Source organism: Actinoplanes auranticolor, from assembly GCF_018332655.1.
GTDB lineage: Bacteria > Actinomycetota > Actinomycetes > Mycobacteriales > Micromonosporaceae > Actinoplanes > Actinoplanes auranticolor.
Window position 1 is genome coordinate 190670 of record NZ_BOQL01000042.1, and the last position, 16325, is coordinate 206994.

Annotated in this window: 14 protein-coding genes; 5 read left to right on the forward strand and 9 right to left on the reverse strand. The window is 72.8% G+C overall.

Going from position 1 to position 16325, the window contains the following annotated elements:
• The first annotated feature begins 26 nt into the window (after positions 1–26).
• Positions 27–809, forward strand: coding sequence for an ABC transporter ATP-binding protein (locus Aau02nite_RS26100; RefSeq protein WP_212991187.1), 783 nt, complete (start codon positions 27–29; stop codon positions 807–809).
• Positions 799–1692 (forward strand): ABC transporter permease, encoded by an 894-nt coding sequence (locus Aau02nite_RS26105; protein ID WP_212991188.1) that lies wholly within the window; start codon positions 799–801, stop codon positions 1690–1692. The genes Aau02nite_RS26100 and Aau02nite_RS26105 overlap by 11 nt, the downstream gene beginning before the upstream one ends.
• Positions 1693–1729: 37 nt before the next feature.
• On the opposite strand, the gene Aau02nite_RS26110 is transcribed toward Aau02nite_RS26105, so the two are convergent.
• Both Aau02nite_RS26110 and Aau02nite_RS26115 read right to left on the reverse strand, forming a co-directional pair.
• Complete coding sequence (locus Aau02nite_RS26110) at positions 1730–2617, reverse strand: hypothetical protein (protein ID WP_212991189.1); 888 nt, start codon at positions 2615–2617, stop codon at positions 1730–1732.
• 34 nt (positions 2618–2651) lie between these two features.
• Entirely contained in the window at positions 2652–2831 is a 180-nt protein-coding gene (locus Aau02nite_RS26115) for a hypothetical protein (protein WP_212991190.1), read from the reverse strand.
• A 128-nt stretch (positions 2832–2959) separates the two neighbouring features.
• Between Aau02nite_RS26115 and Aau02nite_RS26120 the strand changes: the two genes are divergently transcribed.
• Positions 2960–3691 carry a lysophospholipid acyltransferase family protein gene (locus Aau02nite_RS26120; RefSeq protein ID WP_212991191.1) on the forward strand — a complete coding sequence of 244 codons (732 nt, stop codon included), beginning with the start codon at positions 2960–2962 and terminating at the stop codon, positions 3689–3691.
• An 80-nt stretch (positions 3692–3771) separates the two neighbouring features.
• Here the strand turns inward: Aau02nite_RS26120 and cspE are convergent, their stop codons facing one another.
• Positions 3772–3975, reverse strand: a complete 204-nt coding sequence (gene cspE, locus Aau02nite_RS26125; protein ID WP_015625344.1) for a transcription antiterminator/RNA stability regulator CspE — start codon at positions 3973–3975, stop codon at positions 3772–3774.
• 223 nt (positions 3976–4198) lie between these two features.
• Here cspE and Aau02nite_RS26130 point away from each other — a divergent pair, with 223 nt between their 5' ends.
• Positions 4199–4606 (forward strand): pilus assembly protein CpaE, encoded by a 408-nt coding sequence (locus Aau02nite_RS26130; protein ID WP_212991192.1) that lies wholly within the window; start codon positions 4199–4201, stop codon positions 4604–4606.
• Between the two features lie 8 nt (positions 4607–4614).
• On the opposite strand, the gene Aau02nite_RS26135 is transcribed toward Aau02nite_RS26130, so the two are convergent.
• The 5 genes from Aau02nite_RS26135 to Aau02nite_RS26155 form a co-directional block, all read right to left on the reverse strand.
• On the reverse strand, positions 4615–8160 hold the full coding sequence (locus Aau02nite_RS26135; protein ID WP_212991193.1) for an ATP-dependent helicase: 3546 nt from the start codon (positions 8158–8160) through the stop codon (positions 4615–4617).
• Positions 8157–12176, reverse strand: coding sequence for an ATP-dependent helicase (locus tag Aau02nite_RS26140; RefSeq protein ID WP_212991194.1), 4020 nt, complete (start codon positions 12174–12176; stop codon positions 8157–8159). The genes Aau02nite_RS26135 and Aau02nite_RS26140 overlap by 4 nt, the downstream gene beginning before the upstream one ends.
• A 37-nt stretch (positions 12177–12213) precedes the next feature.
• Positions 12214–13233 carry a LacI family DNA-binding transcriptional regulator gene (locus Aau02nite_RS26145; RefSeq protein WP_212991195.1) on the reverse strand — a complete coding sequence of 340 codons (1020 nt, stop codon included), beginning with the start codon at positions 13231–13233 and terminating at the stop codon, positions 12214–12216.
• 311 nt (positions 13234–13544) lie between these two features.
• Positions 13545–14093, reverse strand: a complete 549-nt coding sequence (locus Aau02nite_RS26150; protein WP_212991196.1) for an LOG family protein — start codon at positions 14091–14093, stop codon at positions 13545–13547.
• A gap of 1 nt (position 14094) precedes the next feature.
• A complete protein-coding gene (locus tag Aau02nite_RS26155; protein WP_212991197.1) occupies positions 14095–14871 on the reverse strand; it encodes an LOG family protein in 777 nt (258 codons plus the stop codon).
• A 201-nt stretch (positions 14872–15072) separates the two neighbouring features.
• Here Aau02nite_RS26155 and Aau02nite_RS26160 point away from each other — a divergent pair, with 201 nt between their 5' ends.
• Positions 15073–15240: a hypothetical protein gene (locus Aau02nite_RS26160; RefSeq protein ID WP_212991198.1), complete on the forward strand. Its 168-nt coding sequence runs from the start codon at positions 15073–15075 to the stop codon at positions 15238–15240.
• 3 nt (positions 15241–15243) lie between these two features.
• Here the strand turns inward: Aau02nite_RS26160 and dapE are convergent, their stop codons facing one another.
• Positions 15244–16320, reverse strand: a complete 1077-nt coding sequence (gene dapE, locus Aau02nite_RS26165) for a succinyl-diaminopimelate desuccinylase (RefSeq protein WP_212991199.1) — start codon at positions 16318–16320, stop codon at positions 15244–15246.
• Positions 16321–16325: the final 5 nt, after the last annotated feature.

The following is a 16325-nucleotide window of genomic DNA, read 5'->3' on the forward strand; positions in this document are numbered from 1 at the left end:
CCGGCCGGCTCGACCTGGGAGATCCCATGAGCATTCTGCAAGCGACGGAGACCCGGACCGAGCGGGACGCCGTCGTCCGCCTGGACAGCGTCTCCAAGCAGTACGGCTCCGGCAGTAATACCCTGCTCGCCCTCGACCGGGTCTCCCTGACCGTGGCGAAGGGCGAATTCGTGTGTCTGCTGGGTGCCTCCGGCTGCGGCAAGAGCACCCTGTTGTCGCTCGTCGCCGGGCTGGACCAGATCAGCGGCGGCACCCTCGACATCGGCGGCCGGCACGTCTCCCTGATGTTCCAGGAGGCAGCCCTGTTCCCGTGGCTGTCCGTCCTCGGCAACGTGGAGCTGCCCATGCGCCTGCGGGGCATCGGCCGGGCCGAACGCCGGCAACGGGCCGAGGAGCTGCTCGAGGTGGTCCGGCTCGAGGGCTTCGGGCACAAGCGCCCGCACGAGCTGTCCGGCGGCATGCGCCAGCGTGTCGCCCTCGCCCGGTCGCTGGCCCAGAACGCCGACGTGCTGCTGATGGACGAGCCGTTCGGCGCCCTCGACGCGATGACCCGCGACATCCTGCACGACGAGCTGGAGCGGATCTGGCGCGAGCAGGAGCTCACCGTGCTCTTCGTGACCCACAACGTGCGCGAGGCCGTCCGCCTCGGCGACCGGGTCGTGCTGCTGAGCAGCCGCCCCGGCCGGGTCATCGAGGACTACCCGATCACCCACGAGCGCCCCCGGCGCATCGACTCCCCCGAGGTCTCCGGCCAGGCAGCCGAGATCACCGACCGGCTCCGCGCGGAGGTCGCCCGCCATGCAAGCTGAGGTCCCCGTTCAGGACAACCGCACGGCCTCGGACGCCGCGGCCGCGGACCGGATCACCGGGCTCGACGCGCTCGAGCTCGGCCCCCGGCGCAGCAAGGCGGCCCTCGGCGGCCGCATCTGGCGCAGCGCGTGGCCCAAGCTGCTGGCCATCGCGATCGTCATCCTGGCCTGGCAGATCGTGGTCTGGGCGCAGTGGAAGCCCGAGTACGTGCTGCCCGGCCCGGCCACCGTCTTCGGCGACCTGGGCACCCTGATCACCACCGGGGACTTCTGGGACGGCGTCCGGGTGACGATGATCCGGGCCCTCACCGGCTTCGCACTGGCCGTCCTCATCGGCACCGTCGTCGGCGCGGCGGTCTCCCGCTTCGCACCGCTGCGGGCGGCCATCGGCTCGCTGATCACCGGCCTGCAGACGATGCCGTCGATCATGTGGTTCCCGCTGGCCATCCTGCTGTTCCAGATCAGCGAGAGCGCCATCATGTTCGTGGTCATCATCGGCGCCGCGCCCTCGGTGGCCAACGGCCTGATCAGCGGCATCGACTACGTGCCGCGGACCTGGCTGCGGGTCGGCCAGGTGCTCGGCATGAAGGGCTTCGCCAAGTACCGCCACCTGATCCTGCCGGCCTCGCTGCCCTCGTTCATCTCCGGGCTCAAGCAGGGCTGGGCGTTCTCCTGGCGCAGCCTGATGGCCGGTGAGCTGCTGGTGATCGTGCCGGGCGCGCTGTCCATCGGCGTACGGATGCAGCAGGCGCGCGACCTGAGCGAGTCCAGCCTGGTCATCTCGTTCATCATCGTGGTACTGGTGATCGGCATCCTGATCGACGTGCTCTTCAACGCCGCCGACAACGCGCTGCGCAGGCGCTGGGGTTTGACCGGGAGCTGAGTTCACCCGCAGCGGAAAACCCAGGCCAAAAGACAGATCAGAGGGGCCGCACCGACTCCAGCACGTCGTCGATCACGGAGTCGAACTGCTTGTGCGTGCCGGGGATCGACACGTACAGCACCGCCGCGGTCGTCTTGCCGACGTCGATGACCGCCACCGCCGAGAGCTCGTCGGTGGCGGTCAGCCCGGCCGCCTTGAAGTGCAGCCGGAACTCGCTGACCCAGGCCGGCCGCCCGCCCAGCGTGGTCATCTCGTCCCGCACCGGCTCGACCGTGTTGGGCTGCGGGTAGTACTCCGCGCGGACGTCCGCCGCGACCTGCCGGCCCACGCACTTGAGATCAACCGTCACCGCGTCGTTGTCGGCCGCCGGGACCGCCGCCGACAGGATCGAGGCGTGGTACGAGCCGCCGCTGTACTGCTCCGTCACGAAGTGCTGGCCGACCCGGTAGGGCACCTCGAGCGTGCCGGCCCGCCAGGTGGTGTCCCACGGGACCCACGGCGCGCCGTACTTCTTGTAGGAGATGCCCGCGTCCGGGTCGGTGGTCCGTTCCCCGGGAGCCGCCGGCGGTGGGGCGCTGGGCCGCCCGGTCGGGTCCGCGCTGGGCGCCACGGTCGGTGCGGGACACATCTGCGCCAGCGGCGGCCGCAGATCGGTGGGGGCCGAGGCCTTGCGGTCGAACGGGTTGCCCTCCGAGCTCAGCGCCACGATGAGGATCACCACCAGGCCGACCGCGAGGATCGCGCCGGCAATGCCGCCGAAGATCAACATCTGACGCCGGCGGCGCTGCGGGCCATCGACGGGCGGCGACTCCGGCGGGGCGGGCGGCGGCACCAGCGGGGGTACGCCCGGGCCGGTCACGGTGCCCGAACCCCAAGCACCACCCGGCCGCGACCAGACGGCGGGGGGCTGTGTGCTCTCGGACATCATCCCAGTGAACACCACCGGGACGCGTCATGGGTTACCGGCCGAGCGCGGCACTCGCCTCCGGCGGCAGCGTCTGCACCACCGACGCCCCGGCATCGCCCGGCACGACCGGGCCGTACCAGGGGGCGAATGCGACGACGAGGACCAGAGCGAGCCCGAAGACGGCCAACGCCAGCACGAGGCCCAGCTCCCGACGGGCGGACACGGTCTGCATGCGAAAGCCTCCCCAGCGAAGTCGGACCCCTCCCGGGATCCGGCACAGTCATCTCTAAGACGCCGCTGAGGCCGGATCGGTTGCATTCCTGCCAGGCAACCTTCACCCCACCCCGGTACCGTAATCGGATGGAAATCGTTTATCCCCCCGTCGTCGGTCTCGCCAAGACGATGTTCCGCGTCCTCGACCTGCGGATAAAGGTCGAAGGGGCGGAACACATCCCCGCCACCGGCGGGGCGGTGCTGGCGAGCAACCACGCCAGTTACCTCGATTTCATCTTCTGCGGCCTGGGCGCCCTGCCGGCCAAGCGACTGGTCCGGTTCATGGCCAAGAAGTCGGTCTTCACCCACAAGGTCAGCGGGCCGCTGATGCGCGGCATGCACCACATCCCGGTGGACCGCCGGGCGGGCACCGCGGCCTTCAACGAGGCCGAGAAGGCGCTGAAGAACGGCGAGGTGGTCGGCGTCTTCCCGGAGGCCACGATCAGCGAGTCCTTCACGGTGAAGGCGCTGAAGTCGGGCGCGGCCCGGCTGGCCCAGGCGGCGGCGGTGCCGCTGATCCCGATGGCGGTCTGGGGACCGCACCGGCTCTGGACCAAGGGGCACCCGAAAGATCTGACCAAGCGGCACGTACCGGTGATCATCAAGATCGGCGAGCCGATCCAGGTGGCGGCCGGCGCCACTGCGGAGGCGACCACGGTCGTCCTGCGGCAGCGGCTGAGCGCCCTGCTGGACGCGGCCCAGCGCGAGTACCCGGAGAAGCCGTCCGGTCCGGACGACCGCTGGTGGCTGCCGGCACACCTCGGTGGCACGGCGCCCCGGCCCGACAGCGTCGGTGACGCGACCCCGGCGGGGGCCTGAGGGCCACCTCGCCGGGGCGGAAACGTCACCGGCGCCGATCCCCGAGGGGACCGGCGCCGGTGGTCAGCGCGGGGCTGAGATCAGAGCGGGCGGATGTTCGCGGCCTGCGGGCCCTTCTGGCCCTGGGTCACCTCGAACTCAACCCGCTGGTTCTCGTCCAGGCTGCGGTAGCCGGAAGTCTGGATGGCGGAGAAGTGGGCGAAGACGTCGGCGCCGCCGTCGTCCGGGGTGATGAACCCGAAGCCCTTGTCCGCGTTAAACCACTTCACTACGCCGGTAACCATGCTCGTCTCCTCGACGGTCGATCGTTCCCGTCCATTATGGCCAGGAACGAGGTAGTAAGACCCGCACTTCGCGGGACTCGTGTCGCCGTACTGATCGCCCGTACCGGAGAAACCCGGGTTACGACAAAGAGCGCCTGGGGCAGAATCCCCACAGGCGCTCCTAGGTACTTGGGAACCAAACTGACAACGCGATGGAGCCTAGCACGACGAAGGGAGCGGACCGGTGATCGGCGTGCAAGTGGCACAGGAGCTCAGGGAAGCCGGCCTGATCTGGAAGCCGGGGCCGGGTGACCGCTTCGCGATCCCCGATCGTGACCTGGACGAAGACGTGTTCGTGCTCAGCAATATGACCATCGAGGTGTACTCGCTGCCGGAGGGCCGGGTGATCGGTTTCAACGGCACCACGGAGTGGGCGATGGACGACGTGGAGCTGGACGAGGCACTCTGGCTGCCCCGCGAGGACCAGCTCCGGGAGCTCCTCGGCGGGACGCTGCGGGCCCTGCGGCGCACGGACCGGGGCTGGGAAGTGGACATCACCCTGCTGGGTGAGGACCGGACGTTCACCGCGCCCACGCCGGAGGCGGCGTACGCGGCCGCCCTGCTGCACCTGCTGGCGGCCGCCACGACCTGAACCCCCGCTCAGTTCTCCGGCTCGGGCACCTCTTCGATCAGGGCGGCGAGGCCCTGCGCGTCCAGCAGGTCGGCCGGCCGGACCGTCACCCCGTCGCGGACGTAGTGGAAGCCGGCCCGGACCCGCGACAGCGGCACGCCGGCCAGGGCCGCCCAGGCGATCCGGTACGCCGCGAGCTGCACCGCGGCGGCGGCAGCGTCCGCGGTGGTGGGCCGGCGACCGGTCTTCCAGTCGATGACGTCGTACCGGCCGCCCGGGTCGGCGAACACCGCGTCCATCCGTCCCCGGACCACCACACCGGCGACCGTGGTCGCGAACGGCACCTCGACCTCGATCGGGGTGCGCTCAGCCCACTCGCCGGCCAGGAACGCCTCCTGCAACGCGGTCAGCTCCTCGTCGGCGGCCGCGTCGTCGTCCGCCGCGCCGGGCAGCTCGTCCACGTCCAGCAGGCGGGCCGAGCCGAACCGCTGCTCCAGCCAGGCGTGGAACGCCGTGCCCCGCCGCGCGTAGGGAGTGGGCCGCTGCGGCAGCGGCCGCCGCAGCGACCGGGCCAGGGCCTGCGGATCGCGGCGCAGCACGACCAGCTGGGAGACCGAGATGTGCGGCGGCAGGGCCACTTCGAGGGGGCCGTCGTGGCGGGCCCGTTCGTCCCGTTCCGCGAGCAGGATCCGGGCCTCGCGCCGCCAGCGGGCGATGTCCGGATCGTCCGCGAACTGATCGCTGCCCTCCCCGCCCGTCGGCGCGGCCGGCGCGCCTGGCCGAGGGCTCGCCGACGGCTCGGCCACCGGCCGGCCGCCGCTGTCGGCCACCGGCGGGACGCCGCTGTCGGCCACCGGCGGGACGCCGCTGTCGCTCTCCGGCGGGACGCCGCTGGGGGCGGGGAGGCCGATCAGGTCGGCGGCCAGCCCGGCTCGCGCGGCGATCTCGGGGTCGGTCCCGGCCAGCTCCACGAACGCCTCGGCCGCCGCCGGGTCCGGGCTCACCATCATCCGGCGGATCAGATCCGCGGCAGCTGCCATCGCCGGCCGGCGGGCCCCCAGCGGATCCGACGGCCACTCCGCCGTGGCCACCAGCTCGGCGCTCGGATTGCTCGCGTCGGCCGCCGGCTCCGGCGTCCACTCCTCGACCACGCCGGCACCGTCGAGGCAGGTCGCCCGGATCTCCTGCAGGAACACCGATGGACCGCGCGGCTTCTTCACCCCGTCGCCCCACCAGTAGCCGGAGCACAGCAACAGCCGCCGGGGCCGGGTCACCGCCACGTACGCCAGCCGGCGCTCCTCCCGCTCGTCGTGCTCACGCCACGCCTTACTGAAGGCGGTCAGCGCCGCGGCCACGTCCTTCTGATCGGCCGCCCCGGACAGGTCCAGCACCGGCAGGCCGTCGGAGTCGCCCCGCAGCGGGAACGGCAGCACCCCGATGCCCATCAGGTAGTGGTCGGAACCCCGGGTCATCCCCGGCCACACGCCCTTGGCCAGGCCCGCGACCGACACGACGTCCCACTCCAGGCCCTTCGCCGCATGCGCGGTCAGGATCTGCACCGCGCCCTCGACCACGTCGACCTGACCCGGGGTGAGGCCGCGCTCCTCCTCCTCGGCCGCCGCCAGGAAGGCCAGGAAACCCGCGAGCGTGCCGCCGTCGGTGTCCCCCGCATACCGGGCCGCCACGTCACCCAGGGCGTCGAGGTGGCCGCGGGCCAGGCCGGCGTCGCCCGCGCCCCAGCCGCGGACGGCCACCTCGACGTCGAGACCGATCGTGCGTTCGATGTCGGCGACCAGGTCGGGCAGCGGCTGGTCCAGGCGGTGCCGCAGCTCGGCCAGCTCCCTGCTGTACGCCCGCAGCCGCGCGTACCCCTCCTGCGAGTACTGCTGGGGTGCGCCCAGGTCAGCCATCGCCTCGACCAGGGTGGCGTCGTCCAGCCGGTCCGCGACGATGTCCTCGGGCTCGTCGCCGGTCGTCGCGGACACCCGGGTAGCGGCGATCGCCCGGGCGCGGCGATGCAGCGCGACGAGGTCACGCGGGCCGATCCGCCAGCGGGCCCCGGTCAGCAGGCGCAGCAGCGCGGCGCCGTCGGTCGGGTCGGCCAGCACCCGCAGCGTGCAGACGACGTCGCGTACCTCCGGGGTGTCCAGCAGGCCGCCCAGGCCGACCACCTCGACCGGCAGCCCGCGGGCGCGCAGCGCCTCCTCGATCGCGGCGATCTGGCTGCGTACGCGGACCAGCACCGCGCTGGTCGGACGTTTCTCCAGCGGGATGTCACCGGGCAGGGCGTCGGGCAACCGGGCCGCGGCCCGCCAGGCGGCCAGCATCGAGTCGGCGATCCAGGCGGCCTCGTCCGCGTACGTGGGCAGCAGCGCGCACGCGACCGTGCGCCCGCCCACCCGGTCGGCCACCCGCTGCGCCGGGATCAGCTCGGCCACCCGGGCTCCGGCAGCCCGCAGCGGCCGGGACAACGCGTTCGCGACCTGCAGGATCTCGGGGCGGTTGCGCCAGCTCCGGGTCAGGTTGAGCACCCACGCCTCACGGCCGCCCGGACCGGTGAACTCGGTCGGGAACCTGTCCAGGGTGCCCGCGGACGCGCCCCGCCAGCCGTAGATCGACTGGCACGGGTCGCCGACCGCGGTGACCGGGTGGCCGCCGCCGAAGAGCGCGTTGAGCAGCACCACCTGGGCGTGGCTGGTGTCCTGGTACTCGTCCAGCAGCACGATCTTGAACCGGCCGCGCTCGATCGCGCCGACCTCGGGATGGTCCCGGGCGACCCGCGCCGCGCGGGCCATCTGGTCGCCGAAGTCCATCGCCTCGATGTCGAGTTTGCGCTGGTCGTAGAGGCGTACCAGGGGCAGCAGGGTGAGCCGGTGGCGCTGGCGCAGCAGCATGTCGTTGACGTCCTTGTAGACCCGGCCGGGCCGCGACTGCACGTCGGCGAAGAACCGGCCGGTCCACGCGGCCAGGTCGTCCGGGGTGACCAGGTGCTCAGCCAGCTCGCCGGAGAGCGCCAGCACGTCGTCGGTGACCGTGCCGGGTGCGCGGTTCAGCCCGGTCATCTCGCCGGTGTACGAGCGCACCAGCGAGTCCACGATCTGCCAGCGGGCCGCCTCGGTGAGCAGCCGGGCGGACGGCTCGTACCCGGCGCGCAGGCCGTGCTCGGTGACCACCCGGGCCGCGTACGAGTGGTAGGTCGAGACGGTCGGCTCCCCGGCCAGGGCGTCCTGCTGGCCCAGCCGGCGGACCAGCTGGCCGAGCCGGGTCCGGACCCGGTGCGCCAGCTCACCGGCGGCCTTGCGGGTGAAGGTGAGGCCGAGGATCTCGTCCGGGTGGGCGTACCCGTTGGCGACCAGCCAGACCACCCGCGAGGCCATCGTCTCGGTCTTGCCGGACCCGGCCCCGGCGACCACCAGGACCGGTTCGACCGGCGCCGCGATGATCGCGGCCTGCTCGGGGGTCGGCGCGTGCAGCCGCAGCAGCCGCGCCAGCTCGACCGGGGTGTACCGGGGACCGGAATCGGCCCGGCGGCGCGGCCGGGCGGGAGTGTCGGTGAAGAGGCTGGGCTGGGTCACGGTTCGACGACCTGCCGGCCCTGACCGGAGATGGGACAACTGGTCTTGACCGGGCAGACCCGGCACTTGTTGTTGGCCACGGCGGAGAAAGTGGACGCGGCCATGGTGTCGGCGGTGCGCCGGACCATCGCGTACGCCCAGTTCGGATCGGTGGCCTCGGCCAGCGGCAGCTGCATCTGCTCGCGGGCCTCCTTGGTCGGGCCGAGCTGCACCAGGGCAGCGCCCCCGCTCTCGTCACCGAACTCGTCGAACGCGCCGGCATCGACCGCGGCCTGATAGCCCGCGAGCTGCGCGTGCTCCTCGACATCGCCGGTCGACACCGTGGTGCTCTTACCGGTCTTGAGGTCGATGACGACCAGCCGGCCCTGCTCGTCGACCTCCAGCCGGTCGACCCGCCCGGTGAGCTGGATCGGCCGCCGGGGATCGTCGAGCCGCACGGTGAACTCGTGCTCGATGGCGAGCAGCCGGCGCGGGTTGCGGGCCAGCCAGCGCAACAGCTTGTCGACCATGCCCTGGGCGCGTTCCTGCTCGGGCCCGGCGAGCCAGCGGGCGGCCAGCTCGATCGCGTCGAAACGGGCGGAGACGTACTCGACCAGCCGCTCCCGGTCGGCGTTGGCATCCTCGGCGAGCATCGCGGCGGCGTGCACCAGGTTGCCGACACCCTGGGCGGGACCGGCCGGGGCGGCGCCGCCGTGGCGTTCGAGCAGCCAGCGCAGGCTGCAGCGCAGGGCACTCTCCATCGAGGAGGGGGTGACCTTGACGGGCTCGCCCTCGTCGACCAGCGGCCGGTCGTCGGAGAGCGAGCGCAGACCCCACCACTCGTCGGGATGCGCGCCGGGAACGCCGGCAGCGGCGAGACGGGCCAGCTCGGCCGCGGCGGCATGCCGCCGGGCGGGCGAGGCGTCCGGGGCGACGACAGCGGTACGCAGCTCGGCGACCAGTGCGGAGAGGGTGAGGGCCCGGGGCGGACGGCCGACCGGGACGTCGAAATCGTGGTCGTCGCTGACCTGCGGCACCGGCGCTGCGCTCGCGGCTTCCTCGCCGTGCGGCCAGGGGGCTTGATCGTCGGGCTCGCTCGGGGAGTCCTCCCAGTTAGCCGGCTCTGGGGCCGGCGCGACCGGATCGGCGCCCGCGTCGGCCGGGCCTGGACCGTCGTCATCGTGTGGGCCTGGGTCGTCGTCGGGGCCTGGGTCGTCGGGGCCTGGGTCGTCGGGGTCGGTGGGGCCGGGGTCCGGGGGCTGGTCGGGGTCCGGGCCGCTGCGGCGGTCCGGCCGGGCCAGCTCGGCCAGGAAGCGGCTGGGCTGCTCCTCGCCGTCCGAGCCGCCGACGCTGGCCGAGGCCACCGCCGTCACGATCAGCTGCCGGCGGGCCCGGGTGGCGGCCACGTAGAACAGCCGCCGTTCCTCGTCCAGCAGCGCCGAGGTCTGGCCGACGACGGCTGCCGCCCCCGCGGCGGCGCGGCCGGCCAGGAAGTCGACCAGGCGTTCGGAGCCGAGCAGACTGCCGCGCAGCCGCAGGTCGGGCCAGATGCCCTCCTGGACGCCGGCCAGCACGACCACGTCCCACTCCAGTCCCTTGGCCGCATGCGCGGTGAGCAGCCGGACCGCCTCGCCGCGGTCGGCGCTCGGGGCGATCGAGTCGGCGGGCAGGTCCTGGCCGAGGACGTGGTCCAGGAAGACCTCGGTGCGCGCGCCGGGCAGCCGGTCGACGAACCGGGCCGCCGCGTCGAAGAGGACCACGATCGCGTCCAGGTCCCGGTCGGCTGCCTCCGCGCGCCACTGCCGGGCCCGGCCGCCCTCGGCCCCGGGTTCGGTGGGGGCGCCGCGGGTGCTGAGGGCGTACCAGCGTTCGGCCAGGCCGCTCGCCCGCCAGACCGACCAGAGCACCTGCTCGGCCGTGGCACCCGGCGCGGCGGCGGCCTCCCGGGCGACGGCGATCAACCGGGCCACGGTCTGCGCAGGCACGGCCCAGCGGCGTTCCACGACGTCCAGCCCGGCCTGGTCCCGCAGCGCGTCGACCAGCAGCTCACCGGACGGCCGGCGGTCACCGGCGGCCAGGGCCAGCGCCCGCAGCCCCTGCCGCAACCGGCGCTCGGCGAGCGGGTCGGCGCCACCCAGCGGCGAGTGCAGCAGGGCGACGGCTGCTTCCTCGTCGAGGACGTCCGGCTCGAGCGCACAGCGCAGGAGCAGGAGGAACGGCGCCACGGCGGGCTGCAGATGCAGCGGAAGATCCTCGGAATGGGTGACGGTCGGCACGCCGGAGGCGGCGAGGGCCCGCTGGATGGACGGCAGCTGCAAGGTCGTCGAACGCAGCACGACCGCCATCCGGGACCAGGGCACACCGTGCAGGAGATGCGCCTCCCGCAGCGCATGAGCGACGTAGGCGGTTTCGCTGGTCGGCGACCGGAAGGTCCGCACGACAGCGCCCTCGATGAGCCGCCCGGCGGCCTGATCATCACCGGCGGCACCGGTCGGGTGCTCACCCGCGGCCGGGGAGCCGTCGAACGCGACTTCCACCGCTTCGCGGCCGGGCGACGTGCCGTCAGCCGCGCGGGTGCCGCCCGCCGCAGCATCGACGGGCCCGGCTCCAGCCACCCCACCGCCGGCCGATCCGGCGATCGTCGGCTCGATGCCCGTCGGCCCGATCTCAGCCGACCCCGGACCAGTCGCCCCCATCGCAGCCGGCCCCGGGCCGGTCGGCCCGGTCTCAGCCGACCCCGGGCCGTTCGCTCCCAGCGCAGCCGAACGCGAGTCGGTCGGCCCCACCGCAGCCGGCCCCGGGCCGGTCGGCCCGCTAGCGGGCCCTGGACCGGCCGGTTCGGCCCCGGCCACGTTCGGGTCGGCCGGGCGGGTGGGGTCACGCTGGTCGGGAACGAGCGCCGACGCTCCCGCTTCGGCCGGGGAGGTGGGGCCGTCCGGCACCGCGGGCGGGGCCGGTGGGTGCAGGAAGCGGTGACGGGACGCGCCACGCATGCGGCGGGACACGCGGGCAGTGGCCGCCAGCACCGCCGGCTCCGCCCGGTAGCTCGTGTGCAGCGTGATGACCTCGGCCAGCGCTCCCGAGGCCGTGCGGAAGCGTTGCGGGAAGGAGCTCACCGCCTGCGGGTCGGCGCCGCGGAAGCCGTACACCGACGAGTCGGGGTCGCCGAATGTCACCAGGGGGGTGCCGCCGCCGGCGACCAGGGACAGCAGCTCGATCTGGGCCGGGTCGGTGTCGGCCAGCTCGTCGACGTACACGTACGCCAGGCGGCGGCGTTCCGCGGCCAGCAGGTGCGGGTCGTCGGTCAGCAGGCCGGATGCCGCCCGGACCAGTTCCGCCGGGTCGTACGCCGTCGATCCGCGGGTGGTCGCGTCGCGCAGGGCCAGCACCGCGACGTACTCCCGGATGAAGCGGGCCGCCGCGGGCCAGTCGTCGCGGCCCAGGCGTTCACCCAGCCGGGCCAGCTCGATCGGGCCGACGCCGCGCTCGGCCGCGCGCTGCATCAGGTCGCGCAGCTGCTGGGCGAAGGCGCGGGTGGGCAGGGCCGGGCGCAGCGCGTCGGGCCACCGGACCGTGTCCTCGGAGTCGGCGTCGCCCACCACGGCGAGCAGCTCGCGGATGATGAGGTCCTGCTCGGGGCCGGTGAGCAGGCGGGGCGAGGGCTCCCCGCGTTCGGCCGCGGCCCGGCGGAGCAGACCGAAGGCGTACGCGTGGAACGTGCGTACCAGTGGCTCGTGGAAGGTCGGGCCCGCGATGCGGGCCTCGATCCGGTCCCGCAGCGCGCCCGCGCCGCGGCGGCCGAAGGTCAGCACCAGGATGCGCTCCGGGTCCACGCCCTCGGCGATGCGGGCCGCGACCGCCTCGACCAGCACCGTCGTCTTGCCGGTCCCGGGCCCGCCGACGACCAGCAGCGGCCCGTCGGTGTGGCCGACGACATACCGCTGCAGCGGGTCGTCGCGCAGCGTGTCCGCCGGGGTGGCGGCACGGCGGACGAGCCGGTACGCCGGCCGGCGCACCGCCGCGGGGGTCGAGGTCACGGCACCAATGAGACCACGGGGGTACGACGAGATCCGCTCAGGGCTTGCCCAGCGAGGCCCGGTACCGGACCGGCATCTCCACCCGGCGCACCGCGGGCTCGGTCCGGCCCGCCGCGTCCAGCAGCGTCTCCACCGCCTGCCAGCCCAGTTGATAGTGCGGCAGCGAGATGCTGGTCAGTTGCGGGCGCAGCCAGGCGGCCAGGTCGGAGTCGTCGAAGGAGAGCACCGAGACGTCGCCGGGGATACTCAGGCCCGCCTCGCGCAGCGCCTGGTACGCGCCCAGCGCCACCCGGTCGTTGAGGCAGATCAGCACCTTGGGCGGCGGTCCCCCGGCCAGCGCCGCGCTGACCGCCTCGTACGCCGAGTCCGGCCACCACTCGCAGTCGATGGTCCCGGCCAGCTTGATGCCGGCCGCGCCGAAACCCTCGCGGATCCCGGCCAGGCGCTCGCGGCCGGCGAAGACGTGGTGGGCCAGGTTGCCGACCATGTGGATGCCTTCGCGGTGGCCAGCCTCGATGACCGCCTTGGCGGCGCTCCAACCGGCGCCGACCTCGTCCGGGATGATCGAGTGGTGCGCCGGCTTCGCGGCCCGGGTCAGGCAGTTGAGCAGCACCACGGGACGGCCCTTGAGCAGCTTGGGCACGCGCACGTAGCGGGTGAACATGCTCGCGTACACGAACGCGTCGACCTGCCGGTCCAGGAAGTCGGAGATCAGCTTCTCCTCGATCATCGACTCGCCCTCGGTCTCGCCGATGAACAGCAGATGACCGTGGGCCACGGCCCCGGCCAGCGCACCGTGGATGGCGCGACCGGCGTACGGGTCGGAGGCGAGCGTGTCGGAGACCAGCGCGATGGTCTTGGTGACCTTGGTGCGCAGGCTCCGGGCCATGAGGTTGGGCCGGTAGTCCAGCTCCTGGGCCGCGCGCAGCACGCGTTGCCGGGCGTCTTCGGAGATGCGCATGTCCACGTGGCGTCCGGCGAGGACGAACGACGCGGTGCTGCGGGACACACCGGCCCGTTGTGCGACCTGGAGCAGGGTCGCCCGTTGCGGGGGCATGACCGAAGTCTTCCACGCGCCGGCCGACTGACGGCCGCCGATGCGCGCCTTTGGTGAAATCGGGACTCTTGACGAGCCGCGGACGGAGGAGCAACGTCACGCTAAACCCATCTAGCAATCGATTCACGGAGATCACCGGCCTGCCTCGGCAGCATCGAAGTCGCCGCGCGGACCCGGGGAGCGATGCGCGCGCGCCGCGCGCGAGCGGCGTGCCTCGGCGTGCCCCCGAGTCGCCCGGCGGGCTGCCGAGGTCCTGGTCACGCCGGGGCGGGTCTGCTCGCCCCGGCGTGACGTCCCACCGGATCCGTCGATCAGGACCGGGCGGCTGCCTCGATCGTGTCCAGCGCCGCTTCGATCGAGCTCACCACGGTCACCTGGGCCAGCGCCGTGCGGCGGACGAACTCCGTGTCGGCCAGGTCGGACAGCCAGCCCCACAGGCCGTCATAGAAGCCGGTCGGGTCCAGCAGGACGATCGGCTTGCGGTGCAGGTCGAGGGTCGCGGTGGTCCAGACCTCGAAGAGCTCGTCGAGCGTGCCCAGGCCACCGGGCAGGGTGATGAACGCGTCCGACCGCTCGATCATGATGTTCTTGCGGGCGCCCATGTCCGTGGTGACGACGAGCTCGTCCGACCGGGTGTCCGCGACCTCGAGGTCGACCAGCGTCTGCGGGATCACGCCGAGCGTGTGGGCGCCACCGGCCCGGGCACCGTCAGCGACGGCACCCATCATGCCGACGCAACCACCGCCGGAGACCAGGCTGTGGCCGCGGGGGCCGAGGGACTTGCCGAGCTGGGTCGCGAGGTCGAGCCACTGCTGGTCGAGAGTGCTGGACGAGGCGCAGAAGACGCAGATCGCCGCCACGTCACCTGGTCCCGTTCTCGGCCAGCGCCACGTCGGCGTCCACGATCAACCGCACCGCCTCCTCCACGTCGTCGGTCAGCATGATCAGGTCCATGTCCTCCGGGCTGACCTTGCCGTCGACGAGCAGCCGGCTCTTGATCCAGTCCAGCAGACCGCCCCAGTACTCGGTGCCGATCAGGATCACCGGGAAGCGGGTGACCTTCTTCGTCTGGACCAGCGTGATCGCCTCGAACAGCTCGTCGAGCGTGCCGAAGCCGCCGGGCAGCACGACGAACGCCTGGGCGTACTTGACGAACATGGTCTTGCGCACGAAGAAGTAGCGGAAGTCGATGCCGATGTCGACCCAGTCGTTGAGGCCCTGCTCGAACGGCAGCTCGATGCCGAGCCCGACCGACATGCCACCGGCCTCGGTCGCGCCGCGGTTCGCCGCCTCCATCACGCCCGGCCCGCCACCGGTGATCACCGCATAGCCCGCCTCGGCCAGGGCCGCGCCCAGGTCGGCGGCCAGCTCACACTCAGGACTGTCGGGGGTGCTGCGGGCCGAACCGAAGACGCTCACCGCCGGCGGCAGATCGGCGAGGGTGTCGAAGCCCTCGACGAACTCCGACAGGATGCGCAGCGCCCGCCACGCGTCCTTGGTCTTCCACTCGCCGCGATGGTGCGAGTCCAGCAGTTTCTCGTCGGCCGTGCTCAAGGGCATCGATTCACGCCGGAGCGTGACGGCGCCGCGATGACGCTCCGGGGGTACGCGCCTGCGACCGTTGGTGCTGTCCGTCATGGCAACCACGGTAGTGCGGACGGTCCGTAACCGGTGAATAACCGGTTGGGTTTCGGCAAGAGGATTGCGACGCGGCGGCCTTTTTGCCAGATTGAAGCAACGGACGGTAGCTCTGGAGCGTCTGTACAGTTACCGAACCCCGCACGGCGCAGGCACGGCGCCCGGCTGTCCGCCGGGCATCTGGGCAGAGGAGCCACCGTGATGACCCGTTACGAGCGCATGAAGATGCAGCGCCGCATGCAGCGGCGCATCCGGCTGGTGGTCGAGGAGCGCCGGATGGCCCTCGCCCTGCCACCACCGGGCGCGGACCCGGCCTTCGATCCGGAGACCACCGTGGAGATACCCCGGCCGGCTGCCGACCCGGCCTGACCCCTACTCGTACGAGGTCAGCCATCGGTGCAGCGTGGCGGCACCATCGCGGATCCTGCCGATCTCGACGTGCTCGTCCGGCGCGTGTGCCAGCGCCGGATCACCGGGCCCGTAGTTCAGTGCGGGGATGCCCATCGCGGCGAACCGCGACACGTCGGTCCAGCCCAGCTTCGCGGCCGGCTCCGCGCCGACAGCGGTGAGGAACTCCCGCGCCGGAGCCGCACCCAGTCCCGGCAGCGCCCCGGGCGCCGAGTCGGTCACCTCGATGTCGAAGTCCGCGAAGACCTCGTGCACATGATCGAGCGCCTGCTTCTCGGAACGGTCCGGGGCGAAGCGCAGATTGACCTCGACCTCACACTCGTCCGGCACCACGTTGCCGGCCACGCCGCCGACGATACGGACAGCATTCAAACCCTCACGGTACGTGCATCCGTCGATCGTCACCGTGCGCGGCCGGTAGTCGCCCAGCCGGCGCAGCACTTCACCGGCCGCGTGGATCGCGTTCACTCCGCGCCACGCCCGCGCGGTGTGCGCCCGCCGCCCATGGGTCCGGATCCGGGCCCGGAGCGTGCCCTGGCAGCCGGCCTCGACCACGCCGTACGTGGGCTCCAGCAGCACCGCGAAGTCGGCCCGCAGCCATTCCGGATGCTCCTGCGAGACCAGGTGCAGCCCGTTGAACTGCGACTCGATCTCCTCCGCCTCGTAGAAGAGATAGGTGACGTCGTAGCCGGGCTCGGGCAGGGTCGCCGCGAGGTGCAGGGCCAGAGCCACACCGGACTTCATGTCGGAGGTGCCACAGCCGTAGATCAGGTCGTCGACCACGGTGGACGGGAAGTTTCCGTTGATCGGCACCGTGTCCAGGTGGCCGGCGAGGATGACGCGCTGCTTGCGGCCGAGGCCCGTGCGGGCCATGACCGTGTTGCCGTACCGCTCGGTGTGCAGGTGCGGCGCCTGCCGCAGGACGTCCTCGACGCAGTCGGCGATGACCTTCTCGTCGCGGGAGACGGACTCGATGTCGACCAGGGTGCGGGTGAGCACGACGGGATCGACGAGCACGTCAGGGGTAAGCGGGTTCGCCATGAGCG